The organism is Acidimicrobiales bacterium (genome assembly GCA_041394265.1).
In the GTDB taxonomy this organism is placed as follows: domain Bacteria; phylum Actinomycetota; class Acidimicrobiia; order Acidimicrobiales; family SZUA-35; genus JBBQUN01.
In genome coordinates this window covers 2,748,952-2,775,660 of record JAWKIO010000005.1, presented here as the reverse complement: position 1 = coordinate 2,775,660, position 26,709 = coordinate 2,748,952, and the positions used below count along the sequence as shown (strand labels likewise).

22 protein-coding genes and 1 pseudogene are annotated in these 26,709 nt (G+C 67.6%); 11 read left to right on the top strand and 12 right to left on the bottom strand.

Features of this window, described 5'->3' with window-relative positions; genetic code table 11:
• Positions 1–54 precede the first annotated feature (54 nt).
• Complete coding sequence (gene lon, locus R2733_13560) at positions 55–2,571, top strand: endopeptidase La (GenBank protein MEZ5377527.1); 2,517 nt, start codon at positions 55–57, stop codon at positions 2,569–2,571.
• A 191-nt stretch (positions 2,572–2,762) separates the two neighbouring features.
• On the opposite strand, the pseudogene R2733_13555 reads toward lon, so the two are convergent.
• A pseudogene (locus tag R2733_13555) lies at positions 2,763–3,778 on the bottom strand (YihY/virulence factor BrkB family protein).
• Positions 3,779–3,951: 173 nt separating this feature from the next.
• Here R2733_13555 and R2733_13550 point away from each other — a divergent pair.
• Positions 3,952–4,362 carry a dienelactone hydrolase family protein gene (locus R2733_13550; GenBank protein MEZ5377526.1) on the top strand — a complete coding sequence of 137 codons (411 nt, stop codon included), beginning with the start codon at positions 3,952–3,954 and terminating at the stop codon, positions 4,360–4,362.
• Here the strand turns inward: R2733_13550 and R2733_13545 are convergent.
• Positions 4,335–5,249, bottom strand: a complete 915-nt coding sequence (locus R2733_13545; protein ID MEZ5377525.1) for an MBL fold metallo-hydrolase — start codon at positions 5,247–5,249, stop codon at positions 4,335–4,337. The two genes, R2733_13550 and R2733_13545, sit on opposite strands and share 28 nt — an antisense overlap.
• 161 nt (positions 5,250–5,410) lie before the next feature.
• The gene (locus tag R2733_13540) at positions 5,411–6,301 is read right to left on the bottom strand and encodes an alpha/beta hydrolase (protein ID MEZ5377524.1); all 891 of its coding nucleotides are present in this window, start codon (positions 6,299–6,301) and stop codon (positions 5,411–5,413) included.
• A 98-nt stretch (positions 6,302–6,399) separates the two neighbouring features.
• Here R2733_13540 and R2733_13535 point away from each other — a divergent pair, with 98 nt between their 5' ends.
• Complete coding sequence (locus R2733_13535) at positions 6,400–7,065, top strand: class I SAM-dependent methyltransferase (protein ID MEZ5377523.1); 666 nt, start codon at positions 6,400–6,402, stop codon at positions 7,063–7,065.
• Positions 7,066–7,075: 10 nt separating this feature from the next.
• Here R2733_13535 and R2733_13530 read toward each other — a convergent pair whose 3' ends face one another.
• Positions 7,076–7,768 carry an HTH domain-containing protein gene (locus R2733_13530; GenBank protein MEZ5377522.1) on the bottom strand — a complete coding sequence of 231 codons (693 nt, stop codon included), beginning with the start codon at positions 7,766–7,768 and terminating at the stop codon, positions 7,076–7,078.
• Between the two features lie 118 nt (positions 7,769–7,886).
• On the opposite strand from R2733_13530, the gene R2733_13525 reads away from it, so the two are divergent.
• Positions 7,887–8,297, top strand: coding sequence for a VOC family protein (locus tag R2733_13525; protein MEZ5377521.1), 411 nt, complete (start codon positions 7,887–7,889; stop codon positions 8,295–8,297).
• Positions 8,298–8,429: 132 nt separating this feature from the next.
• Here the strand turns inward: R2733_13525 and R2733_13520 are convergent, their stop codons facing one another.
• Positions 8,430–8,717: a DUF1905 domain-containing protein gene (locus tag R2733_13520; GenBank protein ID MEZ5377520.1), complete on the bottom strand. Its 288-nt coding sequence runs from the start codon at positions 8,715–8,717 to the stop codon at positions 8,430–8,432.
• A 36-nt stretch (positions 8,718–8,753) separates the two neighbouring features.
• On the bottom strand, positions 8,754–10,418 hold the full coding sequence (locus R2733_13515; protein ID MEZ5377519.1) for a DEAD/DEAH box helicase: 1,665 nt from the start codon (positions 10,416–10,418) through the stop codon (positions 8,754–8,756).
• Between the two features lie 189 nt (positions 10,419–10,607).
• On the opposite strand from R2733_13515, the gene R2733_13510 reads away from it, so the two are divergent.
• The 5 genes from R2733_13510 (at position 10,608) to R2733_13490 (ending at position 15,511) form a co-directional block, all read left to right on the top strand.
• A complete protein-coding gene (locus R2733_13510) occupies positions 10,608–11,585 on the top strand; it encodes an ABC transporter ATP-binding protein (GenBank protein ID MEZ5377518.1) in 978 nt (325 codons plus the stop codon).
• On the top strand, positions 11,582–12,466 hold the full coding sequence (locus tag R2733_13505; GenBank protein MEZ5377517.1) for an ABC transporter permease subunit: 885 nt from the start codon (positions 11,582–11,584) through the stop codon (positions 12,464–12,466). Before R2733_13510 ends, R2733_13505 begins: the two co-directional genes overlap by 4 nt.
• A 107-nt stretch (positions 12,467–12,573) precedes the next feature.
• Positions 12,574–13,470, top strand: a complete 897-nt coding sequence (locus tag R2733_13500; GenBank protein ID MEZ5377516.1) for an ABC transporter ATP-binding protein — start codon at positions 12,574–12,576, stop codon at positions 13,468–13,470.
• Positions 13,467–14,183, top strand: coding sequence for a hypothetical protein (locus R2733_13495; GenBank protein MEZ5377515.1), 717 nt, complete (start codon positions 13,467–13,469; stop codon positions 14,181–14,183). Before R2733_13500 ends, R2733_13495 begins: the two co-directional genes overlap by 4 nt.
• Before the next feature lie 17 nt (positions 14,184–14,200).
• Positions 14,201–15,511, top strand: coding sequence for an MATE family efflux transporter (locus tag R2733_13490; protein MEZ5377514.1), 1,311 nt, complete (start codon positions 14,201–14,203; stop codon positions 15,509–15,511).
• A gap of 12 nt (positions 15,512–15,523) precedes the next feature.
• Here the strand turns inward: R2733_13490 and R2733_13485 are convergent, their stop codons facing one another.
• From R2733_13485 to gatC, 5 genes are all read right to left on the bottom strand, one after another.
• Positions 15,524–15,988 (bottom strand): hypothetical protein, encoded by a 465-nt coding sequence (locus tag R2733_13485; GenBank protein MEZ5377513.1) that lies wholly within the window; start codon positions 15,986–15,988, stop codon positions 15,524–15,526.
• A 285-nt stretch (positions 15,989–16,273) separates the two neighbouring features.
• Positions 16,274–19,798 carry an AAA family ATPase gene (locus R2733_13480; GenBank protein ID MEZ5377512.1) on the bottom strand — a complete coding sequence of 1,175 codons (3,525 nt, stop codon included), beginning with the start codon at positions 19,796–19,798 and terminating at the stop codon, positions 16,274–16,276.
• A gap of 136 nt (positions 19,799–19,934) precedes the next feature.
• Positions 19,935–21,437 carry an Asp-tRNA(Asn)/Glu-tRNA(Gln) amidotransferase subunit GatB gene (gatB, locus tag R2733_13475; GenBank protein MEZ5377511.1) on the bottom strand — a complete coding sequence of 501 codons (1,503 nt, stop codon included), beginning with the start codon at positions 21,435–21,437 and terminating at the stop codon, positions 19,935–19,937.
• A complete protein-coding gene (gene gatA / locus R2733_13470) occupies positions 21,434–22,918 on the bottom strand; it encodes an Asp-tRNA(Asn)/Glu-tRNA(Gln) amidotransferase subunit GatA (GenBank protein ID MEZ5377510.1) in 1,485 nt (494 codons plus the stop codon). The genes gatB and gatA overlap by 4 nt, the downstream gene beginning before the upstream one ends.
• Positions 22,915–23,217 carry an Asp-tRNA(Asn)/Glu-tRNA(Gln) amidotransferase subunit GatC gene (gatC, locus tag R2733_13465; protein ID MEZ5377509.1) on the bottom strand — a complete coding sequence of 101 codons (303 nt, stop codon included), beginning with the start codon at positions 23,215–23,217 and terminating at the stop codon, positions 22,915–22,917. Before gatC ends, gatA begins: the two co-directional genes overlap by 4 nt.
• Positions 23,218–23,374: 157 nt before the next feature.
• On the opposite strand from gatC, the gene R2733_13460 reads away from it, so the two are divergent.
• Together R2733_13460 and R2733_13455 are read left to right on the top strand one after the other, a co-directional pair.
• Positions 23,375–23,794 (top strand): SCP2 sterol-binding domain-containing protein, encoded by a 420-nt coding sequence (locus R2733_13460; protein MEZ5377508.1) that lies wholly within the window; start codon positions 23,375–23,377, stop codon positions 23,792–23,794.
• 20 nt (positions 23,795–23,814) lie between these two features.
• The gene (locus R2733_13455; GenBank protein ID MEZ5377507.1) at positions 23,815–24,453 is read left to right on the top strand and encodes an inorganic pyrophosphatase; all 639 of its coding nucleotides are present in this window, start codon (positions 23,815–23,817) and stop codon (positions 24,451–24,453) included.
• A 10-nt stretch (positions 24,454–24,463) separates the two neighbouring features.
• Here the strand turns inward: R2733_13455 and R2733_13450 are convergent, their stop codons facing one another.
• A complete protein-coding gene (locus R2733_13450) occupies positions 24,464–26,572 on the bottom strand; it encodes a PASTA domain-containing protein (protein MEZ5377506.1) in 2,109 nt (702 codons plus the stop codon).
• Between the last annotated feature and the right edge of the window lie 137 nt (positions 26,573–26,709).

Genomic DNA, 26,709 nt, shown 5'->3' with positions numbered 1-26,709 from the left:
AGGCAAGTGGCCGGTCGGAAACCGACGGCTGGCGCTCACCGCAAGGAGTCCACCGTGACGACCCGTTCCCCCGAAGATCTCTCCCCCGACGCCGATCTCGACAACACCGAACTCGACCGCCCCGAGCTCGACAGCCCTGAACTCGACCGCCCAGAGGTGTTGACCCTGCCCGTCATGCCGCTACCCGACGGAGTGGTGCTGCCCGACATGGTCGTCACCATCGCTCTCCAGTCCGACGAGGCGCTCGACGCCGCAGCAGCGACGGTCGACGAACGTCTCCTGCTCGTCCCTCGGCTCGACGCACCGAACGGCGGCCACCGCTACGCCCGTATCGGCGTGCTCGCGACCATCGAGGATCGCGGTGCACTCCCGAACGGCGTTCCGGCGCTCACCATCCGCTCGCACCAGCGGGTGCGAATCGGCACCGGCATCATCGGCACGACCGGTGGCCTGTGGGTCGAAGCCGAAACGCTCGACGACACCACCACGGCCGACGCCGAAGTGCTCACCGACCTCGTGACCGAGTATCGAGCGGCCGCCAGCAATCTGCTCGACCGGGTGGGCGGCAAGCGGATGGCCGGAGCACTGCGAGGCATCACCGATCCGGGCACGCTGGCCGACTCGGTCGGCTACTGGCCCGATCTCGCGCTCGACCAACGGGTGCAGCTGCTGGAGACCGTTGATGTGGCTGAGCGTCTTCGCCTCGCCACGAGCATCGTCAAGCAGGCGCTGGCCGAGATCGAGGTTCGCAACCGCATCAACAACGAGGTGTCCGAAGACCTCGACAAGGCCCAGCGCGACGCCATCCTTCGTCGTCAACTAGCCGCGATCCGCAGCGAGCTGGGTGAGACCGACGACAGCTCGGGCACCGACTACCGAGCACAGCTGGAGGAGTTGGTCGCAAACGGCCACGTCGCCGACAAGGTGGCGGAAGCGATCGCGTTCGAAATCGCCAAGCTCGAGCGCAGTGGTGGCGAATCCACCGAAGCCAACTGGATTCGCACCTGGCTCGACACCGTGTTCGATCTGCCGTGGGCCTCACGCAGCGTCGAACACCTCGACCTGGGCGCAGCGCGATCGATCCTCGACGCCGACCACACCGGACTCGACGACGTGAAGGACCGACTCATCGAATACCTCGCCGTCCGCAAGCTGCGCGCCGATCGGGCCGACGCCCGTGCCGCAGCGGCTGAAGGAGCGGCAAGCAACGACGACGAATCCGCCGCCGCACGCCCGGATCCGCGACGCCCGGGTGGCGTCATCCTCAGCCTTGTCGGCCCCCCGGGTGTCGGCAAGACCTCGCTCGGATCCTCGATCGCTCGCGCTCTCGACCGTGAGTTCGTGCGCCTCGCCCTCGGCGGTGTGCACGACGAAGCAGAGATTCGGGGCCACCGCCGAACCTACGTCGGAGCACGGCCCGGACGCCTCGTCAGGGCACTCACCGAGGCCGGCACCATGAACCCCGTGGTGCTCCTCGATGAGGTCGACAAGGTCGGTTCCGACCACCGCGGCGACCCGTCGGCAGCCCTGCTCGAGGTGCTCGACCCGGCTCAGAATCACTCCTTCCGCGATCACTACCTCGAGTTCGAGCTCGACCTCTCCGACGTCGTGTTCATTGCGACAGCCAACGTGCTCGACACCATCCCCGGCCCGCTGTTGGACCGCATGGAGATCATCTCGATCGAGGGCTACACCGAGTCCGAGAAGGCCGCCATCGCCAGCGACCACCTGATCCCTCGCCTGGTCGAGTCGAACGGGCTCGATGCGGGCGAAGTCACGTTCACCGAGGCAGCGATTCGGCAAATCGCCGGTGACTACACGCGAGAAGCCGGCGTTCGTCAGCTCGAACGCCTGCTCGACAAGGCACTCCGCAAGTCGGCGACCACCATCGCGACACGCGATGCCGACGAGGTGGGACATGAGCCGGCTGACGGCTCCGGTCCGATCACGGTTGATGTCGACGACCTCCACGATCTCCTCGGCCGGCCGCCGATCCAGGAGAAGGCCGTCGACCGCATCGATCGGCCCGGGATCGCCACCGGGCTTGCCGTGACCGGAGCGGGCGGCGACGTGCTCTTCGTCGAGGCGGCGCTGGTCCCGGGCAACGGCGAGCCGGTCCTGACCGGTCAGCTCGGCGATGTCATGAAGGAGTCGGCGTCGCTCGCTCGCTCCCTGGCGTCGGTCCGGGCACCGGCGTTCGGGGCCGAGTTCCCCGACGATCGGCGCCTGCACGTCCACTTCCCGGCCGGTGCCGTGCCCAAGGACGGACCGTCGGCGGGCATCACGATGACCACGGCACTCATGAGCCTGTTGCTCGACCGCCCGGTCCGGGGGGATGTCGCCATGACCGGCGAGGTCACCCTGCAAGGGCGGGTGCTGCCGATCGGCGGCGTCAAGCAGAAGGTGCTGGCTGCTCACCGGGCCGGCATCCGAACGGTGATCCTGCCGGTCGCCAACGGCCCCGACCTCGATGAGGTGCCGAGTGAGGTGCGCGAAGCCCTCGACATCCATCTCGCCACGACCATCGACGACGTGCTCGAGGTGGCGCTCACACCAGTGGCGGTGGCCTGAACTGTCGACCGTTCGAGCCCAGACCGGTGAACTGTTGGGACTGAAGCCCGATTCCGGGCTTGAGTCTCGACAGTTGCTGGGTTTGGGCTCGAGTGTCGACAGTTTCCGGCGCTTCGGTCAGTCGGTGTCGGACCAGGGGCCGAGGATCGTGTCGGGTGGTGGCGTCGGGTTCGCCTCGATGTCGACTCGCTTCATCTCGCCGGTACGGAAGATGCGCTCATTGATCCGCCAGTCTCGCTTGGCTCGGTTGATCCCGAGGCGGCTCCCGAGGAGGAGTTCACGGCGGCACCGATGAGCAGCACCTGGGCGGCCAGCCACACCCAGGTCAGGGCCAGGATGAAGGCACCGATGGCCGCCGCCGCCTCGTTGCCTCCCGAGGTGACATCGACGTAGATGCCGAAGCCGATGGTCAGCATCCACCACATCGAGCCGGCGACGAGCGCCCCGGGAGGTCCCAATGCCATTTGGTTCGTACCGACGGGCCGAAGTGGTAGATCAACACGGCCCAGAGCAACAAGATGAAGACCGAGACCGACGCCCGGATGGTGGCCTCCATCGGGAACTCATAGCGCGACCACACGAAGACTTCGAGCAGAGCGATCGCGGCGATGATCACCAACGTGCCGAGCCCCAGCACGAGGGCCACCACGCGGGTGTAATACCAGGCCCGTCCGTCCTCGACGTCGTAGACGCCGTCGAGCGCTCGGAGCAGACCGGCGAAGCCCCGGCTGATGGTCCACAACGCCAACAGCAGCGAGATGGTGAGCAGGCCCGAGTTCTGTTCGACGAACAGGTCACGAATCGCCGACTCGACCGACGACACGTTGGAGCCCAGGAGGCGAGCAGCGAAGTCGACCGCACCGGTCTCGACGTCGTCCTTGAGGCCGGTGCCGAGGATCGAACCGATCCAACCGAGACCAGAGACCAGGGCGAGGACGGCAGCGGGGAGGGTGAGCAGAATCCAGAACGTGACCCCGGCCGCAAGGTCGCCAAGACCGCCGTAGTACCACTGCTTGGCGACGTCGACGACGAAGTCCCAGGTGGTGCGCAGCAGGTGCAGCGGTCCTCTCACGCGCACCAGGGTACGAACTGCGGAGGCGGTCGGCGTGCACCGATAGGGTCGGTGCGTATGGCGCAACCCGCAGGAGAGGCATTTTTCGTCGGGCCCGTTGGTGGCCAGCCCGGTCCGGGAATTCTGGTACTGCATTCGTGGTGGGGGCTCAACAACTGGGTGCGGGACTTCTGTCGACGCTTGGCCGACGAGGGGTACACGGTACTGGCTCCCGACCTGCTGGGCGGCGAGACTCCTGCCACCGCGACCGAGGGTGAGGCCGTCCTCGCCACGGTCGAGCCGAACAACCTGTCCGGCCTGGTCCTCGCATCGACGGGAGTCCTCCAGCGCGCTGCTGCCGGCGAAGACCAGCCCATCGCCGTCGTCGGTTTCTCGATGGGTGCGTCGATGGCGTTCTGGCTGGCGGCGCGGGCACCCGACGTGGTCAAGACCGTCGTCACGTTCTACGGGCCCAGTCGATCGACTTCGATCAGGCCGACGCGACGTTCCAGGGCCACTTCGCCGACGACGACCACCTGGTGTCAGAAGAGGACCGAGTCACCACCGAGGCGTTCATCCGACTCGGCGACAACGACACCGACTTCCACCTCTACCCCGATACCCAGCACTGGTTCTTCGAGTCGGGCGACACCTTCGATCCCGCTGCGGCCGAGCTGGCCTGGGATCGGATGATGGCCTTCCTCGCCGAGCATCACCCGGTGAACGGCTCCGGTCGGTAGGTCAGCGCGTCGGCGTCGTCGACGAAGAGTCGGTTGGCGCACGGCTCCCAGTGGGTGCCGAGGACGAGGACATCACGGTCGGCGTTGTCGGCGAAGAACGCTCGCCGCGTGGCCTCGGACTGGACCCGGTCGACATCAGCACTGCTGCTCCAGTCCGGGTGCGCCAGCTGGCACGGATGATGCGACAAGTCACCGGTGATGACGGCCTCGGCACCGGCCGATCGCAGGCGCACACTCACGTGGCCAGGCGTGTGACCCGGTGTCGGTTCGAGCGTCACTTCGGGCATCAGCACGTGGTCGGTCGCCACGAGATCGACCAGGCCGGCGTCGAAGATCGGCCGCACGGAATCGCCCATCAGCACGACGTCGTCGCTGTCCTCACTTGCCGACCAGTGCGCCCATTCGATCTCACCGAACAGGTAGCGGGCGTTGGGGAAGGTCGGCACGAACTCGCCGTCGACCAGCCGGGTGTTCCAGCCGACGTGGTCGACGTGGAGGTGGGTGCACAGCACGTAGTCGATCGAGTCGGGCGGGAAGCCGGCCGCCGCGAGATCCTCGAGGAACGGCCCAGAGCGCATCGACCAGACCGGCACGCTGCGTTCCTTGTCGTTGCCCAGGCAGGTATCGACGAGGATCTTCGTGTCGCCGTTCTCGATGATCAGCGCACGGATCGTCATGCGAGCCCGACCCTCCTCGTTGACATAGTGCGGCTGGGCCCAGGGGATGGTCAGTAGGTTGTCGGCGGTGGCCTCGGGGATGATGAAGTGGATCGCCGACGTGCTCGCCAGCTCGACGACCTCGGTCACCCGCAGATCGCCGATGGTCCACGAGCGGAAGGGCTGGCCGGTGCTGCTGACGCCGGAGGTGTCGGTCGAGATGTTCGTCATGGCGAGAGCCTGTCACGGGGCACCGAGCGATGCGAGCCAGGTGACCGAGCGATGCGAGCCAAGTGACCGAGCGATGCGAGCCAAGTGACCGAGCGATGCGAGCCAGGTGACCGAGCGACGCGAGCCAAGTGGCACCGAGCGATGCGAGCCGGCGGGCTGCGTCAGTAGCCCAGGCGTTGCCGCAGGAAGTCGGCGATCGCGCCGATGGCGGCGTCGGACTCGGGCACGTAGCCGGCCGAGGCGTGCCAGACGTGCACCATCTCGGGCCAAACCTCGAGGGTGACATCGACGCCCGCCGCTTCGGCCTTGGCGGCCAGACGGGTCGAGTCATCGAGCAACACCTCGGCGTCGCCCACGTGGATCAGTGTGGGCGGCAGGCCGGCAAGGTCGGCGTGCAGCGGTGCCGCCAGCGGATCGTGCGGATCGCCGTGCTCACCGAGGAACATGCCCGCCATCGGCGCAATGGAACCGGGACTCACCATCGGGTCCGCGTCGGCTCGAGTGGTCATGGACTCGCCGGTGAACTCCATGTCGACCCAGGGTGAGATGCAGACGATCGCGCCCGGCAGGTCGTCACCGGCATCGCGCAGAGCCAACGCGGTCGCAGCGGTGAGGCCACCACCGGCCGAGTCACCGGCGATGGCGACGTTGTCGGCTGCCAAGCCCTGGCCAACCATCCACCGGAAGGCGGCAACGGCGTCGTCGACCTGCGCCGGATGGGGATGCTCGGGAGCGAGGCGGTAGTCGAGGGCAAGCACACGACAACCGGCGGCCTGCGCCAGATGGCCCGTGAGATTGCGATGCGAGTCGATCGAGCCGGCCACGTAGCCACCGCCATGCAGATAGAGGACAGCTCGACTCGTGTCGGCATCGGCGGTCTCGATCCATTCGGCCGGTCGGCCGCCCGCATCGACGGGCGTACCGGTCACGCCGTCAGGGAACTTCCCACCGACCGAATCCTGGAACGCTCGCATCGCCGCGACGTCGACCTCGGTGGTGTGCGGACGCTTCCGAAGCAGACCCAGGAACTTGTCGAACTGTGGACTGGCCATATTTCCCCCAGGGCATCGAGTCGCCCCGCAACCTAAACGCGGGCGACGATCGGCGTAAAGCGCCGCAGCACCGCCAGCGCATGGCCCATACTCGGGCGATGGCCGAACCCGACCACATCACGTCGACTCGACGGGCCTACGACCACTCGGCGTCGCTCTACGTCGAACACCTCGGCACCGAACTCTCGTCGCGCTTCGAGACCGCGTTCGACCAGTCGATGCTCGACTCGTTCGCAAGCGACGTCCGAGCGAGCGGTGGAGGCGCAGTGCTCGACGTGGGCTGCGGACCCGGCCGGATCACGGCCTATCTGGCCCGTCGGGGGCTCGACATGGCCGGGGTCGATCTGTCCTCGGCGATGATCGACGCCGCCCGCTCCGCCCATCCAGGCCTGAGCTTCGATATCGGCACCCTGGACAACCTCGGCGTCGAGGACCGCTCGCTGGCCGCCGCCGTCTACTGGTACTCGATCATCCACACGCCGCCCGACCAGCTCAGCCATGCGTGGATCGAACTCCGTCGAGTGCTGCAGCCAGGTGGTCACGCGCTGATCGCCTTCCAGTCAGGGCCCGACGAGCAGGTGGCGCGCCCCGACGCCTACGGGTCCGGGGCAACACTCGTGCGGTATCACCACGCGATCGACAGCGTTGCCGACACACTCGAAGCGGCCGGTCTCGACGTGGGCAGCCAGCGGGAGCGAGCCCCCGAACTCGATCATGAGACGACACCGCAGGCGTTCATTCGATGCCGCCGTCCTCAGGACTGAGCGGGCGCAATCAGGGCGGTGCGACGGCGAACGGCACCCAGCCCAGGGTGTCATCGAGGTCGTGCTCGATGGCCGCTCGCTTGGTGAGGCGGGCCGAGGTGATCCGGTCAAGACGGAACATGCGTCCGGCTTGTCGGAGGTGGCACCAGCCGACCAGATACCAGCCATCGGGGGCGTGCAGGAACCCGGCACCGTCGACCGACCGAGTCGTGGTCTCGCCGTTACGGTCGCAGTAGTCGAGGTTGACGACCAACGAGCGCCTCACCCCTTGCTCGAGCGTTCGCCGAACTCGGACCCTGGGCCGGGCGTCGGGATCCGGTCGGGTGCGCACCCTCGATCGGAGGTGCTCGACCCCGACCCGGGTGGCGTCGGGGAGGCCGTCGAGCAACCGGGCCGTGGCGGTCCGACCGGCGTCGCTGAAGGGGAGGTCGGGACCACCGGCGGCGAGCGCTATCAACAACGACGACACCTCTGCCACCGACAAGGTGACCACCACACGATCGGGTGCCGCGACCGATCGTTGACCACCATTGCGGCCGTGCTCGGCGTAGAGCGGCACCCCGGCCGAGCGCAGCGCCCCGAGATCGCGCTCGATCGTGCGGCGAGACACCCCGAACTCCTCGGCAAGTCGTGCTGCGCTGACCGGTGGTGGCGAGCGACGAACGGCCTCGTTGATGGCGTACAGCCGTTCCAACCGATGCATGGCCAACACCTCAGCCGTGTCGCCAACCCTCGTCAAGATTTTCGGCGAATATCCGACATACCGATGTCGCAGCGACCTCGTAGGTTGACGCTGACACCACCGATCGGAGACCACGACCATGACTGCCCAGTTCGGCTACACGATCTTCTACGTCGACGACGTTGCCGCGACGCTCGACTTCTTCACCGCCGCGTTCGACATCCCGCAACGCTTCGTCTCGCCCGACGGCGACTACGGCGAGCTCATCACCGGCGAGACGACCCTGTCCTTCGCCGCCAACGAATTGGCGGGCACCAACCTCGACAAGGCGGGCGGCTTCACCCCACTTCGACCGAGCGATCCTCCCGTCGGTGCCTCGATCACGCTCATCACCGACGAGGTCGACGCCACCGTCGAGCGAGCCCTCGCCCACGGCGCCACTCGCTACACCGCAACCGCCGACAAGCCGTGGGGGCAGACCGTCGCCTACGTCCGCGACGCCAACGGCATCCTCCTCGAAATCGCCACCCCGGTCGCCGCACCCGATTGATCTCGCTCGCGAAATCGCCTCAACTCTCGGCTCCCAAGCCCACCGTTCTACAACTCTCGGCTCCCGAGCCCAGAAGTGGGTCGGACAGCCGAGCGTTGGGTTTCGCCGGGTTGGCGAGCCGGGAGTTCGTGCTCAGGCGTCGAGGTGCATCACGACCTCGACCGAGTCGCCGAGGTCGACGCCCTCGGCGCGGCGCACCGCCACCTTGATCGGGAGGAAGTAGGCGTCGCCGCGAGGAAAGAGGGAAGTCGTGAAGTCGGTCGACCCGATCCGCGCCTTCACGGGAATCGCTCCCCAGCCATAGGTGACGAGCGCCGACACCGACTCGACAACGGCGCTCTGCTCCTCCGGTAGCACCACGAAGTGATGGGGTGCCGGTCCCCGCCATTCGATGATCTCGCCACTGAACCGAAGCTCCACAGCGCGCGATGCTAGGCCCGGCGTCGGCGGTTGGTCCTACACGAAGCGGGACATGCGCTGGCGCTTGTGCTCCTTGGCCAGCAGTTCCTGGCCGGCCTTTGCCCGCTTGGAGAGCTGGATGGCCGTCGCCGATGACACCCGTTCGACGCCCGACAGCCGGTTGAGTTCGGCGTTGACGATGGCGTGCGTCTTGCCGGTGAGCGCCACGAGTTCCTTCACGATGTCGACGTTTTGCTCGCGCAAACGCTCACGATCCTTCCGTGACACCAGCACCATCGGGCCAGGTCCGGGCGGCGGGAGTCGCTGGAGATCGATGAACAGTTCCGGCTGGTCCGGCTCGCCCTCGTGGTCGTCGTGGTCATGATCATCTTCACCGTCGTCGGCGCTGTCGTCGAAGATGTCCTCGCCGTGACCGACATCACCGACGGTCGATGAGAGGACGGCGAAGAGCGAGAGCTGCTCCTCGGCCGGCTCCTCGGACACCTCGTCGAGTTCGGCGTTCTCGAACTCGCTCGCGTCGTCGTCTTCCTTCTTGCGAAGCAGGTGGCGACGGGCCTCGGCGATCGACTGGCCGTAGTGACGCAGACGGGGATCGTCGGGCATGAAGAGGTAGGCCCGTTGGCGGCCGGCGCCTCGCGTCCAGCGCACGATGCGGCCGACGGCCTGACGGAAGAACAGTTCGGTCGTGGTCGTCGTTGCGAAGACGGCGACTCGCAGCCGTGGGATGTCGACACCCTCGGACACCATCCGCACGGCAACGATCCACTCGCTGGTGCTGTTGGAGAACTGGGTGATCTTGGCCGATGCCTGCGGGTCGTCGGAGACGGCGACGATGGGCTGGACGCCATAGCGACGGCGGAGCAACGACGCGATGGCATGGGCGTGCTCCTGGTCCATCGCGATCACGAGACCACCGGCGTTCTCGTGCGAGTTGCGGATCTTGGTCAGCTGCTCGTGCGCATGACCGATCACCGCGGGCAGCCACTCTCCCTGGAGGGACAGCGCCGCCCGGAGTCGTTGGTTCGCCAGGGTGCGCGCCAGTTCGTCGTCGAAGCTCGCCGACAGCTCGGCACCGTCGGGAGCGACCCACTCCATGTGCCCACCGAACCGCGGGAAGAAGACGGGCCGCACGACCCGGCCGTCTTCGAGCGCGTCGCCATAGCCGTACTCGATGTCGGGAACGACTTGATCCCACTCGTAGCGGACGAACGGGATCGACCGAGTGTCGCTGCGAAACGGTGTGCCGGACAGTGCCATCCGCTTCGCTGCGCCGCTGAACGCCACCCGCACGCCGTCGCCCCAGGCCCGTTCGTCGCCGGCGTGGTGGATCTCGTCGAGGATCACGAACCCACCGTCGGCGAGCGTACGGAACGCCATGGCCGCGCTTCCCACCTGTTGGTAGGTGGTGACGACACCGTGCACGTCCGACGGCAAACCGCCCGATGGATTCCACTCGGTGTCGAGCATCAGTCCGAACCGCTCGGCGGCGTCGGCCCACTGTTCCTTGAGGTGCCGGGTCGGTGCCACGATCACCAGCCGCCCCTCCAACGACGGCAGCGTCATCCGGGCCGCCGTGAGCGCAAACGTGGTCTTGCCTGCGCCCGGAGTGGCGACAGCCAGAAAGTCCGGCTCCTCGGAGTCGAGGTACCGGTCCAGCGCACGTCGCTGCCAGGGGCGCAATCGAAGCTTGGAGGCTGCCATGGGGACCTCCAGTCTGGCTGGCAATCATCGAAATCGAACGGTGGGAATCGCGCCGGCGGCCGCTAACGCGGCAGCGGCTGGAGCAGTCCCCACCAGCTGAAACACCTGCACCGAATCCGCACCTCGGGGCGACGAGACCTTCACGCGCCCTGGCGCAGTTCTGCGGCTGCGAGCTGCCACAATGCTGGAGTGCTCCCCGACCGCGACACCAGCAACGATCGCCCCCTCGTTGTCGCCGAACACGTCGCCAAGTCGTACCGGGGCCATGCGGCGCTGGTCGACACCACCTTCACGATCGAGTCCGGGGTGACCGGTCTGCTCGGAGCCAACGGCGCAGGCAAGACCACCCTGCTCGGCATGATCATCGGCCTGCATCCCGTCACCAGCGGCACGCTCCGGGTGCTCGGTCACGATCCGTGGAGTGACGGATCGGCCGTTCGCGAGCGGCTTGGCTACGCCCCCGAGCACCACACCCTGCCGCCCGACGTGAAGGCAGCCGATTTCGTACGTCACGTCGCCGAACTCCACGGGCTGCCCGACGACGAGGCCCAGACCCGGGCCAGCGACGCCCTGTGGCTGGTCGGCCTGGGCGAGGAGCGCTTCCGCCCGATGGGCACGATGTCGACCGGACAGCGGCAGAGGGTCAAGCTGGCCCAGGCGATCGCCCACGACCCCGAACTGGTGCTCCTCGACGAGCCGACCGATGGCCTCGACCCCATCCAGCGCGACTCGATGCTCGACCTCATCAAGAGCATCGCCCGCGATTTCGGGATCAACGTGATCCTGTCGTCCCACCTGCTCGACGAGGTGGAGCGAATCTGCGATGCCGCCGTGATCATCGGCGACGGCCACACCCTGGCGTCCGGTTCCCTGGCTTCGCTCATGGGTTCGAGTAGCGGCGTGCACGTCGAGTTCGACGGGCCGCCGGAACAGCTGGCCGCCGCATTCGACGCGCTTCGCAACGGTGGATTCGCCGTCACCGGTGAAGGGCGCCGTGCCGTCGTCGAAGCCCCGAGCGCCGACCATGACGCCGACCTCGTGTTCGCCGCCGTCCGCGACGCCGCCGTCGATCACGGTTGTGGCATCGCGCGCTTGTCGCGCAAGGGCCGATCACTCGAGGACATCTTCCTCGAGGAGACCCTCGACGCCTCCGGAGTTCCCCAGTGACCGCCGACGACACCGGCGCGGCGCAGATCTACGACCAGGGTTATCGCCGCTACGACGGGCCGCGCTCCGGTGTTGGCGGCGCCATCCGTTCGCTGGTCGAGCACAGCGTCCGCGACGCGCTGGGGGTCCGGCGCCTCGCCCGCCACAAGGTCTTCCCGGCCTTCAGCGTGCTGGCCGCCTACATCCCCGCCATCGCCTTCGTCGGGATGGCGGCGCTGCTCCCTCCCGACTTCCACGACTTCCTCCCCACCTACGCCGAGTACTACGGCTTCGTGATCGCCGCGATCTTCCTGTTCGCAGGATTCGTCACACCCGAACTGCTGTGCAAGGACCGCCGCACCGGCATGCTCGGCGTCTACCTGGCCTCGCCACTCAACCGCCCGCTCTACCTGCTGGGCAAGGCGATCGCCGTCCTGCTGCTGATGCTGCTCGTCACCCTTGGCCCGCCGCTGTTGATGCTCATCGCCTACTCCCTCGAGTCCCGGGGACCGGCTGGCTTCACTGAGTGGATCACCACGCTCGTCCATGTGGTGGTGTCGTCGCTGACGATGGGTTCTCTCTTCGCCGCGGTTGCCCTCGCCGTTGCGTCGGTCACCGATCGCACCGCCGTCGCCACCTCGACGGCGCTTGCGCTGTTCCCCGGCTCGGCGATCGTGTCCGACATCCTCGTCCAAGAGGCCGACCTGAGCGGCTGGTTCCGGCTGTTCAACCTGCCAGGACTCGCCCGCGAACTCGTGTTCCGCATCCACGACGAGTACGGACTGTGGAACGCGAGCGACGACCCGACCACCCTGGCGCTCGTTGCCGCCTGGGCGTTCTGGACCTTCGGATCGCTCGGGTTCGTCTGGTGGCGCTACCGCTCACTGCTGGTGCGTCGATGACCGACTCGCCCCCGCCGCCTCAACCGCAATCTCCTGAGCCACCGTCTGCGCAGCCACCGCCGCCTGCAGCGTGGCCGCCGCCCGACGCCACGATCGTCGCTTACGACGTGTCCAAGTCATTCAGCGGGCTTGTCGCCGTCAGCAACGTCTCGCTGGCCATCGGACCGGGTGTCACGGCGCTGCTCGGCCCCAACGGCGCCGGCAAGTCGACCCTGCTACGGCTGCTCTCGGGACAGGCCAACCCGACCAGTGGGAAGGTGTGGGTCGCCGGTGGCAATCCCCGGAGCGACCCCGAAGCCCGGGCCCGTATCGGCCTCGTCCCGCAGCAAGACGGCGTGTTCGAACGCGAGACGGCACTCGATGTCGTCAAGCTGGCCGCCATTCTGAGCGGCCTCGACCATCCGACCGAACGCGCCCGCCAAGCGCTCGCCACCACCGAGATGGACCCCGACCTCCAGCGCGGGGTCGGCACCTTCTCGAAGGGCATGCGCCAACGGGTGAAGATCGCTCAGGCACTCGTCCACGATCCGCTGGTGTTGATGATGGACGAGCCGCTCAACGGTCTCGACCCTCGCCAACGTCGCAACATGACCAATCTGGTCCACCAGCTCGGCGACCAGGGCAAGACCATCCTGATCTCCTCCCACGTGCTCGAAGAGGTCGAGCGCTTCGGGTCACATGTCGTCGTCATCGCTCACGGCCGCCTCGCGGCGCAGGGTGACTTCCGACGCATCCGCAGTCTCATGGAAGATCAGCCGGCGCGGATCCGCGTGTCGTGCGACGACGTGCGCCCCCTGACCGCCGCGCTGTTGCAGAGCGGGGTCATCACCGGGTGCACACTGCAGAGCCCGACCCAGGTCGAGGTCACCACCACCTCGGTGGTCGAACTCCGCCGTTACCTCCCTCACTTCGCCCGTGAGCTCGGTCAGCAACTGCGCGAGGTGACGCCCCTCGACGACGATCTCGAGAGTGTCTTCCGCTACCTGGTCGGAGGCCCCCAGTGAACGCACTCCTCCCCCTCTACCGGCTGTTCCTCCGCCATCAGCTGACGGCCGGCCGGCTCGTGTTGATCGGTGTGATGTCCGGCGTGTCGATCCTGATCGGCTTCGTCACCGGAGCCAATGTGCCCCAGCCCAACGTGATCGAGTCGGCCGTTGCCATCTCGTGGATCTTCGGCCTCGGCCTCATGGTGCCGATCGTCTCGCTCGTGCTCGCCAGCTCATCGCTCGGTGACCTCGTCGCCGACGAGACCTTGGTCTACCTCTGGCAGCGGCCCTCACCGAGGTGGGCGATCGCCGCCGGTGCATGGCTGAGTTCGCTCACGGTTGCCGTTCCCGCCACCGTCATCCCGCTGACGATCAGCGCCCTCCTCACCAGCAAGGACACCACGACGGCGCTCTCGATCGGCCTCGCCCAGGGGTTGGCGGCGATTGCCTACACCGGCATCTTCGTCCTCCTCGGCCTGACCATCCGCCGCTCGCTGATCACCGGTCTCGCCTATCTGTTCATCTGGGAGCTCTTCGTCGCTCGGGTCGGGGCGGGCGCAGCGAAGCTCTCGATCAACACCTACCCGGCGTCGGTGATGGCCAGGCTGACCGACATCGAGCTCCCGCTGGCCGAGCGATCCATGGCCGTTGGCGTCATCGTCCCGCTCGTCGTGCCCATCGTCGCCGTCGCCCTGACCCGGTGGCGGCTCGACCGAATGGACGTGGCCTGAGCCGCGCACGAGGTTGGTTGCCGTCGCTCCGCACCGACCACGACGCCGCCATCGCCAAGCTCGCCATCCCTGCCCTCGGCACGTTGGTGGCCGAACCGCTCTACGTCCTGGCCGACACCGCAATCATCGGCCATGTCGGCACCAACGAGCTGGCGGGGCTCGCGCTCGCCTCGACGGTGCTGCTGACCATCCATGCCGTCCTGATCTTCCTGGCCTACGGAACGACGGGTCCGGTGGCCCGCCTCATCAGCAGCGGGCGTGAAGCCGAAGCGGCCGACCGATCGCTCCAGGGTTTGTGGCTTGCCGCGGCGCTCGGCATCGTCGGCTCGGCGCTCATCTTTGCACTGCGTCGCCCGCTGCTCGACCTGTTCGGTGCCGACCCCGACGTCATCACACACGCCGAGCGCTACCTCACCATCTCGCTGCTCGGCTTCCCCGCCATGTTGCTCATGTTGGCGGCCGGTGGGGCCTTCCACGGTCGGCAGGACACGTCCACCCCGCTCGCACTTGCCGTCGGTGGAGCGGTCGTGAACCTCGTGCTCGAGTCGATCCTGATCTTCGGCTTCGGGTACGGCGTCGGCGCGTCGGCACTCTCGACCGTCATCGCCCAGCTGCTCTCGGCAGGCGTCGGCGTCACCATGCTGATGCGCTGGATCCGTCGGCACACCGTCCACCGGCGACCTCAGCTGCGTCCGATGCTCACGCTCTTGAAGGCAGGCCAGGCGTTGGTCCTCCGCACGGCAGCGCTGCGCGGGAGTTTCACGCTTTCGGTCGCCTTGGCCGCCAGGATGGGCGCCGCCGAGGTCGCGGCCCACCAGGTGGCGCTCCAGATCTGGGGCACCCTCGCACTGGCCCTCGACGCGGTGGCCATCGCCGGCCAGGCGCTCACCGGCAAGTGGCTCGGCACTGGCAACCTCGCCGAAGCGCGAGCTGCCGCACGGCGCATGATCGAGATCGACATCGCCGTTGGTGTGCTGGCCGGCGCGCTCGTGATCGCGTTCCGCTCGCCGGTGAGCGCGATCTTCTCCGACGATCCGGCCGTCACCAGCCTCGTTGCCGGGGTCCTCGTCATCGTCGGTCTCCAACAACCGCTCAATGGCCACGTGTTCGCTCTCGATGGCATCCTGATCGGTGCCGGTGACCTGGGCTACCTGGCCCGATCGATGGTGATTGCCGCCGCCATCTTCCTCGGCTTCGCGCTGGTGATCAGCGGCGCCGGGCTGGGACTGTTGTCGCTCTGGGCCGCACTCTGCGCCTTCATGGCCGCTCGTGCGGTGGCGCTGCAGTTGCGGTGGCGCAGCGAGCACTGGCTCCACACGACGATCTGAGGCCGTCTCGCCTCAACAGCGGGCCTCGAGTGGAACGAGGAGGTGCAACAGTGCAGGGTCGGCGCGAGCGATCAGCGCCTCGGCCCACCGGTCTTCGCCCCAGCGACCGGGCCCGGTTCCGTCCTCGTCGACGAAGATCGCCGCCATCACCGCCAGGGCATCGGCCGCCGGACCGGGCTCGACCAGTTCGGCCGCAGCGAGCAACGCGTCTCGCTGGATGGCAGCCACCGCGTCGATGTCGGCCGGCGACCGACCGGCGGCGTACTGCAACGCCGGATCGGCGGACGCCGCAAACGCCAGCAGGTCACACGCACCGACCACTTCCTGAACCACCTGGTCATCCGCAATCGGTCGCGGCGAAGCATCGGACGCTTCGGCGGACGGAGGCGGATGCTCGACCTGCGCCGACACCACCGCCACGGTCGCGGCCGTCACACCAAGAGCGGCCACCACCATCCGCCACTGCGTCGACACCATGTCACATCCCGAACCGTCGCCATCGTGTTCGGGGGAAGACGTCCGCTGCGCCGGCCGGGAGCAGCGAGGCCAAGACTAGGGGTGGAACCGCAGCGTTCACCCTCCAAGAACCAGATTCGAGGACCTCCCTCACTTCACATGATCGTCGAATCTGGTTCTCGGGGTGTTCTCGCAGCACCGGGAGCGCCCCCTCAAGCGCTTCGATGCTGCAACGACACTATGGCTGCCAGGTGTTGAGAAATCGTTGAACCGTCGATTTCGAACGAACGAGCGCACCCGATGGCGTCAGAACCACCCGGGATTGGCGCCGAGCCAGCGATCGATGAGCCATCGCTGCCCCGACCGCCGGGTCCACGTCTCGGCGTCATCGATCGCTTGCTCGACCGCGGGACGATCATTGCGAAGGACGGCGAGATCGGCACGTGCCAGCGAGAGACGAACCTGACACGGGTGGGCGTCGAGTGCACGATGGTGCTGGTCAGCGTCTTCGAACAGCCGCTCCGCCTCGTCGAGGTGGCCGAGCACGAGCTGCAACCGACCGGCGAACATCGAGCCCGACCCGAGGAGCAGGATGCCGTCGTACACGGAGATGATCCGGCCCTGTGCTGCGGTCATGCTCGGCAACATTCGTTGGGCGAGCTGGGCATCAGCGAGATTGGCCGCGGCCTCGGCGAAGAAGCTCTGGGTCAGGTACTGCAGGATCGGTTCACCGCCGGTCGTCTGGTCGGCAACACTGAAGCTGTTCACGATCTGGGCCGCCTCGTCGAAGCGCTGCATCTCGCTCAGGATGACCGCCTTCGGCGCCGCGAACGCAGGTCCGGGGTAGCCGTTGATCTTGTAGTCCAGCAGTTCCAGGATCTGGTCGTGCAAGTGTCGCTCTCGCCACAGAGCGGCAAGCTGCAGCCCGAACTGATCGAGCATCACGTCACCGAACCGTTCGAACCGAACGAACGCCGCGTTGATTCGTTCCTCGACCTCATCGAGATGCCCCTGCAACAGCAGCACCGCCACCTCGCCGACCTCGGCGTTCATGATCGCTGCCGCTCGGTCGACGTCGGTGGCCAGCTGCCGGGCCGTCGACAATTCGGTCATCGCTGCTTGCAGATTGCGACCATCGAGCTCGAGTACCGCTCGCGCCCGATGCGCCGCAACGGTCTGCAACGGGTGACGCTTCCCATCGGCGAGCAGGATCGCCTCATCGAGGAGCGCTCGTCGCTCATCGAACCCGAGGACGCGTTGCAGCGCGCTGTGACGCTGATGCAACGTGAAGGAGATCTTTGCCGGATTCCGCTCGCGACGCGCCGCCTCGACCGCGGCGGCGAACGCCCGATCGACGGCCTCGGTGTCGTCGAACTCACCGAAGTACTGAAAGCCCAGACACGTCCAGAGCAACGGGATCAGGGAGTCGTCCGCAGGAAGCTTCTCGAGGCACTCCTCGATCATCGGGATGATCACCCCGGGAGGGCACCAATAACCCAGCCAGGTGGGGTCGTTGTCATCCGCCATGGGACCGGTCGACCCCTCGAACGCCACGGTCACCCTGGCCATCCGATGCGGATTCCCGGCTCGCCGGGCGGCCTCGAAGGCCCGGTAGGCGACCTCGTGGACCGCAGGCGGTTGTGCCGTGTGCTTCTTGACCGTGATCAGCTCGAGGAGCAGATCGGCGAGCAGCGCGTCGTCGTCGTGGCCATCCAGCGCAGCGAGGCCGGCCTCGATCAGTCGCAGCGCTCCGTCGTAGTCGAAGAGTCGGAGCGAGGCCACTGCTGCTCGATGCGCGTACTCGGCACCCTTCACCGCTGCCTCGTCGCCAGCCCCGTGCAAGAAGTGATGGGCCAACGCTCCGACGGTCGCGCCGCTCCGTTCGAGTGACACACCGATGCTGGTGTGCAAGCGCTTCTGGCGGGCAGCAGACACACCGTCGACCAGTGTCTCGGCGAACAGATCGTGACTGAATCGGAACCCGCTGACGTGGTCAGGATCCTCCTCGATCATGCGCGCGGCCAACGCGGCCTCGAGCTGGTCGAGCACCTCGTCGGGATCCAGGTCGAGGACGTCGGCCAGCAACTGCTCGCTGAACCCGTTCGGGCACAACGCCCCCACCGCCAACGACGCAGCCGTCCCCTCGGGAAGCAACCGGAGCCTGCTGTTGATGGCCGCCCGAACCGTGTCCGACGGCGCCAATTGGCCAATCAGCTGTTGCGAGTGCAGCAGCTCGTTGATGAAGAGCGGATTGCCGCCTGTTCGCGCCGCCAGCTGTGCGACGTCGAGCGAAGCATCGTCGGCCAGCCTGGCGACGAGCTCCGAGATCGCGTCGGGATCGAGGCCCCCGAGCTGGACCAGGCGTAGGGACTTGGCGAGGAGGCCCTCGAGCAGTGCACCGACGTCGGGCGATACAACCTCGGTGTCTCGCCAGCTGGCCAAGATCACGACCGGGCTGTCGACGAGCTCCTCCGCCATGACGGCGAGCAGCCGGATCGAGTTCTCGTCGGCCCAGTGGAGGTCTTCGAGGACGATGCAGATCGGCTCGAGCTGGGCTCCCTTGCGCAGCGTCCGCACGATGGCATCGAACAGTGAGAACAGGTCCGTCGACGTGGAAGGCTCGACACCGAGACGCTCACCGATCTCGGGCAAGATCTGGGCGAGCCAACGAGCACGTTGACCAGCGATCTGCTCGAGTTCGGCGTCGGAAAGCTGTTCGATCAGCGGCCGCCACGCGGCGATCCACGGGAAGAGCGTGCTGTCACTCGAACCGTCGTGACAGCGCCCGACCGAGGTGATGAACCCCCGCGCCGATGCGAGATCGCGGCCGTGGCGCAGAACGGTCGACTTGCCGATGCCCGGCTCGCCCGTCACGATCACCAGGCCACCGCTCCGGCGAGCCAGCGTCTGATCCATGAGCGTGACCAACTGGTCGATTTCGCGTTCCCGGCCGGGCGGAGCGGGAGCGTCGACGCCGCGAGGTGCACTCGGGCTACCCGGCTCGGCTTCCCGGGTCGGCGTCGGCCCGTCGGACCCTCCGACCGGAACGACGATCGGCCGCCAATCCAGATCCGGGTCGTTGCGCAGGATGCGGTGCTCGAGTTCGCGCAGGTCAGGCGACGCGTCGAGTCCGAGCTCTTCGAGCAGCAGGGTACGGCCCTCGGTGAAACATGCGAGGGCGTCGGCCTGGCGGCCGGAGCGGTACAACGCCACCATCAGCTGCGCCCGGACACCCTCGTCGAACCGATCGTGGCGAAGCGCCGCTTCGAGCGACGGCAGTGCCTCATCGTGCCGCCCAAGTGCCAACAGGGATTCATGGGCGACTCGGCGTCCGAGTCGGCGGAGGTCTTCGAGTCCGCTGACCTCGACGTCGAAGGGCTCGAGCACACCCCCTTGGGCATCATCGACGGACCACCGGTCCAGCGCCCGCTCGGCCGAAGCCAACGCCGCCACGTGGTCGCCGGCTGCGAGTGCCGCCTTGGCTGCTGCGATCTCGACCTCGAACTGCCAGGCGTCGAGCTCGTGCGGCTCGACGACGATCGCATAGCCCGGTGCCCGAGTGACGATGCGGCGGGCTCGTTCGCCTGCGTCACGGTCGGGCTCGAGCACCCGGCGGAGGTGGCTCACATAGGAGCGGAGAGTGACATTGGGCTTGGCCGGCGGACGGTCGCCCCACACGGCGTCGATCAGACGATCGTTGGAAACGACGTTGCCCTTCGCCAGCAGCAGTGCCGCGAGCACTCGCTGCTGTTTGACACCGCCGAGGTCGAGCAAGGGTGATCCTTCGCCGGTGCGCGCTTCGATCGTGAGACCGAGCACACGGAAGTCCACCGACGCCTCCTTCTTCGCAACCCCCTCGGCCCGCGTGTCGGGCCGATTCGAGCGGTCTCCGAGCGTACCTGTTCCCTTCACGCCGAGCCGAACGCAGCGACTCGGTTCACTTTGCGTTCATGCCGGTGGGGCGAGGTCAGCCGGCCGCTGCCTTCTGACCCAGGAGCTGATTGACCACCTTGCCGTCGGCCTGACCCTTCGTGGCCTTCATCACCTGCCCGACGAAGAAGCCTTGGAGCTTGCCGCGCCCGGCAGCATCCGCCTCGATGAAGCGCTGCCACTCGGTGGGGCTGTTGGCGATGATGCCGTCGAGGATCGACTCGAGCTCGCTCGTGGCCATGGCCTCGAAGCCCTTTTCGGCTGCGATCTCGGCGGGATGGCGTCCGGACTCGACCATGTCGGCAAGCACCTGCTTGGCCTGTGTGGCGGTGAGCGCACCACCCAACTCCATCGTGACGAGCTCGGCGAGGTTGGCCGGGTTCAGCTCGGTTGCACCGTCGACCGCCAGGTTGTTCTGGACGTGGGTCATGATCCGGCCGATGTCACCACCGGCGTCGTTGGCTGCCAAAGCGAGCGTGTCGAGGTCTCGCCCGACGGCGATGGCCGCGGCTTCGGGGTCGGCACCGCGTTCGGTAAGACGGAGGCGCCGCTCACGGGGCAGCGCCGGCAGCGTTGCTCGCAACTCCTCGATGTATTCGGGCGAGGGGTCGACGACGACCAGATCGGGGTCGGCGAAGTAGCGGTAGTCCTCGGAGTCCTCCTTGGCCCGCCCGGCAACCGTGCGCCCGCCCTCTTCGTCCCAGTGACGGGTCTCCTGACGAGGCGCTTCGCCCGATTCGTACAGGCTCACGTGCCGCTGGGCCTCGTAGGCGATGGCCCGACCGAGCGACCGCAGCGAGTTCACGTTCTTGATCTCGCAGCGGGTTCGCAGCTCATCGGAGCCCGCCGGCCGCACCGATACGTTGGCATCGACCCGCAGCGAGCCCTCTTCCATCTTGCCGTCGGACGCGCCGACGGCAACGATGATCGACCGCAGCTCGTCGACAAAGGCCTTGGCCTCCTCAGGCCCGCGGATGTCGGGGCGAGACACGATCTCGAGCAGCGGGACCCCGGCCCGGTTGTAGTCGACGAGGCTGTAGCCCGCATCGTGGATGCGACCGGAGGTGCCGACGTGGGTGGACTTGCCGGTGTCCTCCTCCATGTGCGCCCGCTCGATCCCGACTCGGTGACCGCTCGGAAGCTCGAGCCATCCCTCGGCATTGAGGGGCTGGTCGTACTGAGAGATCTGGTAGTCCTTCGGCATGTCCGGGTAGAAGTAATTCTTCCGGGCGAACACGCAGCGCTGCACGGTGCAGTTCAGAGCCAGACCGAGCTTGATCGACAGTTCGACGGCCTTGGCGTTGACCACTGGCAGGGTGCCAGGGAGACCGAGGCAGACCGGGTGGATGTTGGTGTTCGGTTCGGCGCCGAAGTGGTTGCGTGCCGGAGAGAACATCTTGGTGACCGTGGCGAGTTCGACGTGGACCTCGAGCCCGATCACCATCTCCCAGGCGTCGCCGAGCGCGGTGGTCTCACGGGGCACGGCACTGTCGACCGAGTAGGCCGACAGCGTGGTGGCGGAGACTGGGTTGATGCTCATGACCGTGCCTCCCGGGCAGCAGGCGAAGTTGCGGTCGAGGGTGTGGCAACCGACGCAGGCGCTGCTGCCTCGACGACGGCAGCGGCGGCGAACAGGGTCGGTTCGCTGAGCAGCGGACCGAGGAGTTGTACCCCAACCGGCAGGTCGGACTGGCCGGTGCCGAACGGCACCGAGATGGCCGGATGGCCGGCGAGGTTCGACGGGATCGTGCACACGTCGTTGAGGTACATCGTGAGCGGATCGGCGACCTCGCCGATCGGGAAGGCCACACACGGCGAGGTGGGCGACAGCAGGAGGTCGACCTTCTCGTACGCCCGGTTGAAGTCATCGATGATGAGGGTGCGGACACGCATCGCCTTGCCGTAGAAGGCGTCGTAGTAGCCGGCCGACAGGGCGTAGGTACCGAGCATGATCCGCCGCTTCACTTCGGCACCGAAGCCGGCGGTACGGCTGGCGGTGTGCATGGCCGCCGTGCTCGGCCCGTCGACCCGATGGCCGTAGCGAACGCCGTCGTAGCGGGCGAGGTTCGACGACGCCTCGGCCGGTGCGATCAGGTAGTAGGCCGAGAGGCCGTAGACCACCGATGGGACCGACACTTCTTCGATGACCGCGCCGGCGGCCTCGAGTGCTGCTGCCGCCGCCCGGGTCTGGGCGATCACTTCGGGCTCGAATCCCTCGATCTCGCCCTCGCCCATCAGCTCGGCGATGACGCCCACCCGCAGTCCTTCGACGCCCCGACCGATGGCGGGGAGGCAGGGCACGTGCGGCTTGGGGATCGAGGTGGAGTCGCGCCGATCATGGCCGGCGATGGTGTCGAACAGCGCCGCCGAGTCGGCGACGTCGGTCGTGAACGGACCGATCTGGTCGAGCGAGCTGGCGAAGGCGATCAGGCCGTAGCGGCTGACCGATCCGTAGGTCGGCTTCAGCCCGACGACGCCACACAGTGCCGCCGGTTGGCGAATCGAGCCGCCGGTGTCGGAGCCCAGGGCCAACGGAGCAAAGCCGGCGGCGACAGCGGCCGCCGACCCGCCGGACGAACCGCCGGGGACCCGAGTCGGGTCATGCGGATTCCGGGTGGCCCCAAAGGCGGAGTTTTCGGTGGACGAGCCCATGGCGAACTCGTCGAGGTTGGTCTTGCCCACGCTGACCACGCCGGCTGCGGCCAGCCGTTCGACGACGGTGGCGTCGTACGGCGGCTCCCAGCCCTCGAGGATCTTCGACGAGCACGTGGTGGCGATCCCCCGCGTGCACATGTTGTCCTTCAGCGCGATCGGTACACCGGCCAGTGGTCCCAGGTCTTCGCCGGCGGCAAGGCGCTGGTCGACGGCGGCCGCGGCTTCGAGGGCCTGCTCGCCGTGCACGAGGTTGAAGGCATGGATCTCGCTCTCACGAGCGTCGATGGCTGCGAGGTGGCGTTCCATCACCTCGACGGAGGTGGTGGCGCCCGAGGCGATGTCTGAAGCGATCTCGAGTGCGGTCATGGCTCCTCCCCCAGGGCGGGCGGCACCATGAACATGCCGTCTTCAGCTGCCGGGGCGTTGGCGAGCACTTCCTCCCGCCCGTCGAATTCCTCGACCACGTCGTCGCGGAACACGTTGGCCAGTGGATACGGGTGGTGGGTGGGCTCGACGTCGCCGATGTCGAGGGCCTCGACGTCGTTGGCGTGCTCGAGGATGGCCGCGAGTTGCTCGGTGTAGACATCGAGCTCGTCGTCGGGGATCGCCAGCATCGCGAGCCGAGCGACCTCCGCCACTTCTTCTCTGGTCAGGTGCGCAGACACCGGTTCAACCTATCCGGCCGCCCCAGCGCCGAGTCCTCCATTTGGGTCGACCCCCTCACGCGCCGATCCGACCTGACGACCGCCCGGTAGCCTCTGCAGACACGGCTTGCGGTCGCCACGATTCGCCTGACCGTCGTTCGATCGAGGAGCACCTGTTGTGTCAAGCCCCACCTACCCCTTCCTTTCCGACGAATGGGTCGAGGCGGCACGAGCGCTGCGTTCCGAATACGAGGGCCGGATCCCAGAGCCTCCGGCGTCGGTGCGGCTGAACACGATCATCACCGATTCCCCGCATCATGACGGTCCCCTCCACGGCCACATCGACACCACCCGGGGTGAGATCATCATCGACGAGGGTCACATCGATGCCCCGGATCTCACGGTCACGGTCGACTACGCCACCGCCAAGGCGGCGTTCGTTGCTCGCGATCCCCAGGCCGTGATGCAGTCCTTCCTCTCGGGAAAAATCCTGGTCGAGGGCGATGTCATGAAGCTCATGGCCCTTCAATCTGCGCAGCCGACGGCCGATGCTGTCGAGATGTACGAGCGGCTCGACGCATTCACGGCCCGCGACTGATCGACCGATAGGAACGGATCATGGCCAAGAACTTCAATCGCTACCGCGCCCACCCATGGCACGGCCTGCCCATCGGCGACAGCGCTCCCGACCTCGTCGAGTCGTACATCGAGATCACCCCGTTCGATGCGGTGAAGTACGAGATCGACAAGCAGACCGGCTACCTCCGAGTCGATCGACCCCAGGGCAGCTCGGCGCTTCCACCCACGCTGTACGGCTTCATCCCCCGCACCTACTGCGGCAATCGGGTGGCGTCGCTCACCCCACTCGCCGAACAGGGCGACCACGACCCGCTCGACATCTGCGTGCTGTCGCAGCAGCGCATCGACCGGGCCGACATCGTGCTCTCGGCTCGAGTCGTCGGCGGGATCCAGCTGCTCGACGACGGCGAGGCCGACGACAAGATCGTGGCCCTGCTCGCGAGCGACACCGTGTTCGACTACGCGAAAGACCTGAAGCAGCTTCCGGTGGCCGTGGTCAACCGCATGGTCCACTACTTCGGCACCTACAAGATGGACATCACGGGGGCCACGCCGAACAAGATCGAGGTCGTCGGCACCTATGGCGCCGATCACGCCCGTCAGGTCATCCGCGCCGCGATGGACGACTACGACGAGGAATTCGGCCTCGAGGAGCGCCGCCGCCTGGCCGAGGACTGACCCGCCAGACTCAGCGGGTGAAGATGACCACCGCGGTGCCCTCGCGGTGGGATTCACCGGCGGGCGGGTTCGTTGCCAGCACCTCGGAGTTTGGCGGACCCTCGGTGTCCTGCACCCAGAAGCCGGCTGCCTGCAAGGCGTCGGCCGCGTCTGCCGCGCTCATACCGGTCACGTCGGGAACCGTCACGAAGGGCTTACCCGTGGAGAACACCACGGTGACCTCGCTGCCCCGCTCGACGGTCGTGCCCACCGCCGGGGTCACGGAGATGATCTCGCCCTCTGGCACGTCCCTCGAACTCTCCTCGCCGCCGACGAACACCAGTTGCACCGCTTCGATCGCCTGCTGGGCGCCGGCCACATCGAGCCCCTGGATCGCAGGAATCGTGCGCGGCGCCGGACCCCGGCTCACGGTCAGGTCGACCGCGCTCCCGGTCTCGAGTTCGGTCTCGGGTTCGACCGATGCCGCAACCACCTGCCCGACCGGGATCTCCTCGTCGTCGACCTCGGTGACCGTGCCCACGACGAGCTTCACATCGTCCAGCGCCTGGGCGGCGTCGACCTGCTGGAGGCCGACAAGTGTGGGAACCGTCCGCAGTTCGAGCCCGGCCGACACCACGAGCGTGACGATCAGCCCTTCCTCGTACTCGACGCCGGGTTCGGGAGATTGGGCCAAGACCTCCCCCGGCACCGAGCCGTCCTGACGGACGGTGTCATCGACTTCGACGAGCCAGTTGTTGAGTTCGATGTCACGGCGGACGCTGGCGATGTCCTGCCCGACGAACGTGCCCATGGGGTGGGTGGGCGTCGCAAACACCTCGCCGATGTCGCCCGGCGCAAGGTCACGGCCCTTGTAGGCAACGGCCGCTCCGGCGATGAGGACGAGCAAGAGGACGACGAACGGCCAACGTCGTCGGACGTCTTCGGTCTCGATCACGTCGTCGTCATCGTCGTCGTCGTACCGGCCGTCACCGCCCGGTTCGACCACCATCTCGGCCGTGTGGTGCGTGGCGCCCCGAGCCGGCTCGACCGCTCGGTGCACGCTGGTCGCCATCGTCGACACATCGACCGGCGCGTTGTCGTTCGTTGCCGGCAGGACCCCGGTGGCCTCGGCCCGCAGATCGATCGGTCGCTCGCCGAGCACGATGGTGCCGGCGGTGTCGATCGTTGCCTCGGGATCGGCACCGTCGCCTTCGGCGTCGTGGACCGCCAGCTCGGTGACGTCGATCGGCACCAGCGGCAGCCGCTTCGGGCGCGGGAGCGACGACGCCGCTCGGTGGAGACCACGGGCCAGGGTGGCGGCATCGATCCGCTCGCCGGGGGCAGCCCGACCGGCGGCGGCGAGCACGGGCGCAAGCGGGCCGAGCTCGGATGGCACCTCGAGGTTGGTGTCCTGACGCAGCAGCATGGTGGAGAGCGCCGTCGGCGCCGTGAGCGGCACCGAGCCGGTCACCGCCTCGACAAGGCTCAGCGCCAGGCCGTAGACGTCGGCCCGTCCATCGACCACATCGGCCGTCGCCTGCTCGGGTGCGGCGTAGCGAGCGGTACCGACCAGGGCGCCCTCGGGTTCGGTCCAATTGGCCTCGGCGACCGCGCGAGCGATCCCGAAGTCGGCGATGCGGAGCCGGGCCGCGTCGTCGAACAGCAGATTCGCCGGCTTGATGTCGCGGTGAACGAACCCCCGCTCGTGGGCGTAGGCAAGCCCCTGTGCGGCCTGGAGGCCGACCATCAACGCCTGCGACAGGCTCAGCGTGGTGCGATTGGCCTCACCTGGCGACCGGGTCGCCAGTGGTGCCGGCCCGTCGAGCATCGATCGCAGGCTTCCGCCCTCGAGCAACTCCGAGACGAGGTAGGCCGGGTCGGTGTCGGACCAGTCGTAGACCGCAAGGATGTGGGGATGGTTGAGCTGGGCCGATGACCGCGCCTCGGACTCGAACCGCCGAGCGAACCGGGGGTCGGCGGCGAGGCCGGCATGGAGGAGCTTGACCGCCACCCGCCGGTGCAGCGAGAGATCCTCAGCCAGGTAGACACGCGCGGATCCGCCGCTCCCGATGGGAGCGACCAGCCGGTAGCGCCGGCCGAGGACTCGACCAACGTGCTCATCGAGACTCCGAGCGCGCACAGCGTGATGGTATCGACCCGGCGCGTGCCGCCGAGGTACCCCCATCCAACTTCGAGTCGACGGTCACCCGATACCCGGAAGCGGCGACCGATCCGGCACAATGGTCGACGGCCCGCCGCAGCGGGCGTCGCTGTCTC

Bases quoted from the DNA above. Each gene is read 5' to 3' on its own strand.
- R2733_13545 (MEZ5377525.1), bottom strand. From the start codon at position 5,249: ATGACGAACATCTCGACCGACACCTCCGGCGTCAGCAGCACCGGCCAG.
- R2733_13530 (MEZ5377522.1), bottom strand. From the start codon at position 7,768: ATGCATCGGTTGGAACGGCTGTACGCCATCAACGAGGCCGTTCGTCGC.
- gatA (MEZ5377510.1), bottom strand. From the start codon at position 22,918: ATGACCGCACTCGAGATCGCTTCAGACATCGCCTCGGGCGCCACCACC.
- R2733_13535 (MEZ5377523.1), top strand. From the start codon at position 6,400: ATGGCCGAACCCGACCACATCACGTCGACTCGACGGGCCTACGACCAC.
- R2733_13540 (MEZ5377524.1), bottom strand. From the start codon at position 6,301: ATGGCCAGTCCACAGTTCGACAAGTTCCTGGGTCTGCTTCGGAAGCGT.
- R2733_13515 (MEZ5377519.1), bottom strand. From the start codon at position 10,418: ATGGCAGCCTCCAAGCTTCGATTGCGCCCCTGGCAGCGACGTGCGCTG.
- R2733_13485 (MEZ5377513.1), bottom strand. From the start codon at position 15,988: ATGGTGTCGACGCAGTGGCGGATGGTGGTGGCCGCTCTTGGTGTGACG.
- R2733_13525 (MEZ5377521.1), top strand. From the start codon at position 7,887: ATGACTGCCCAGTTCGGCTACACGATCTTCTACGTCGACGACGTTGCC.
- gatB (MEZ5377511.1), bottom strand. From the start codon at position 21,437: ATGAGCATCAACCCAGTCTCCGCCACCACGCTGTCGGCCTACTCGGTC.
- R2733_13455 (MEZ5377507.1), top strand. From the start codon at position 23,815: ATGGCCAAGAACTTCAATCGCTACCGCGCCCACCCATGGCACGGCCTG.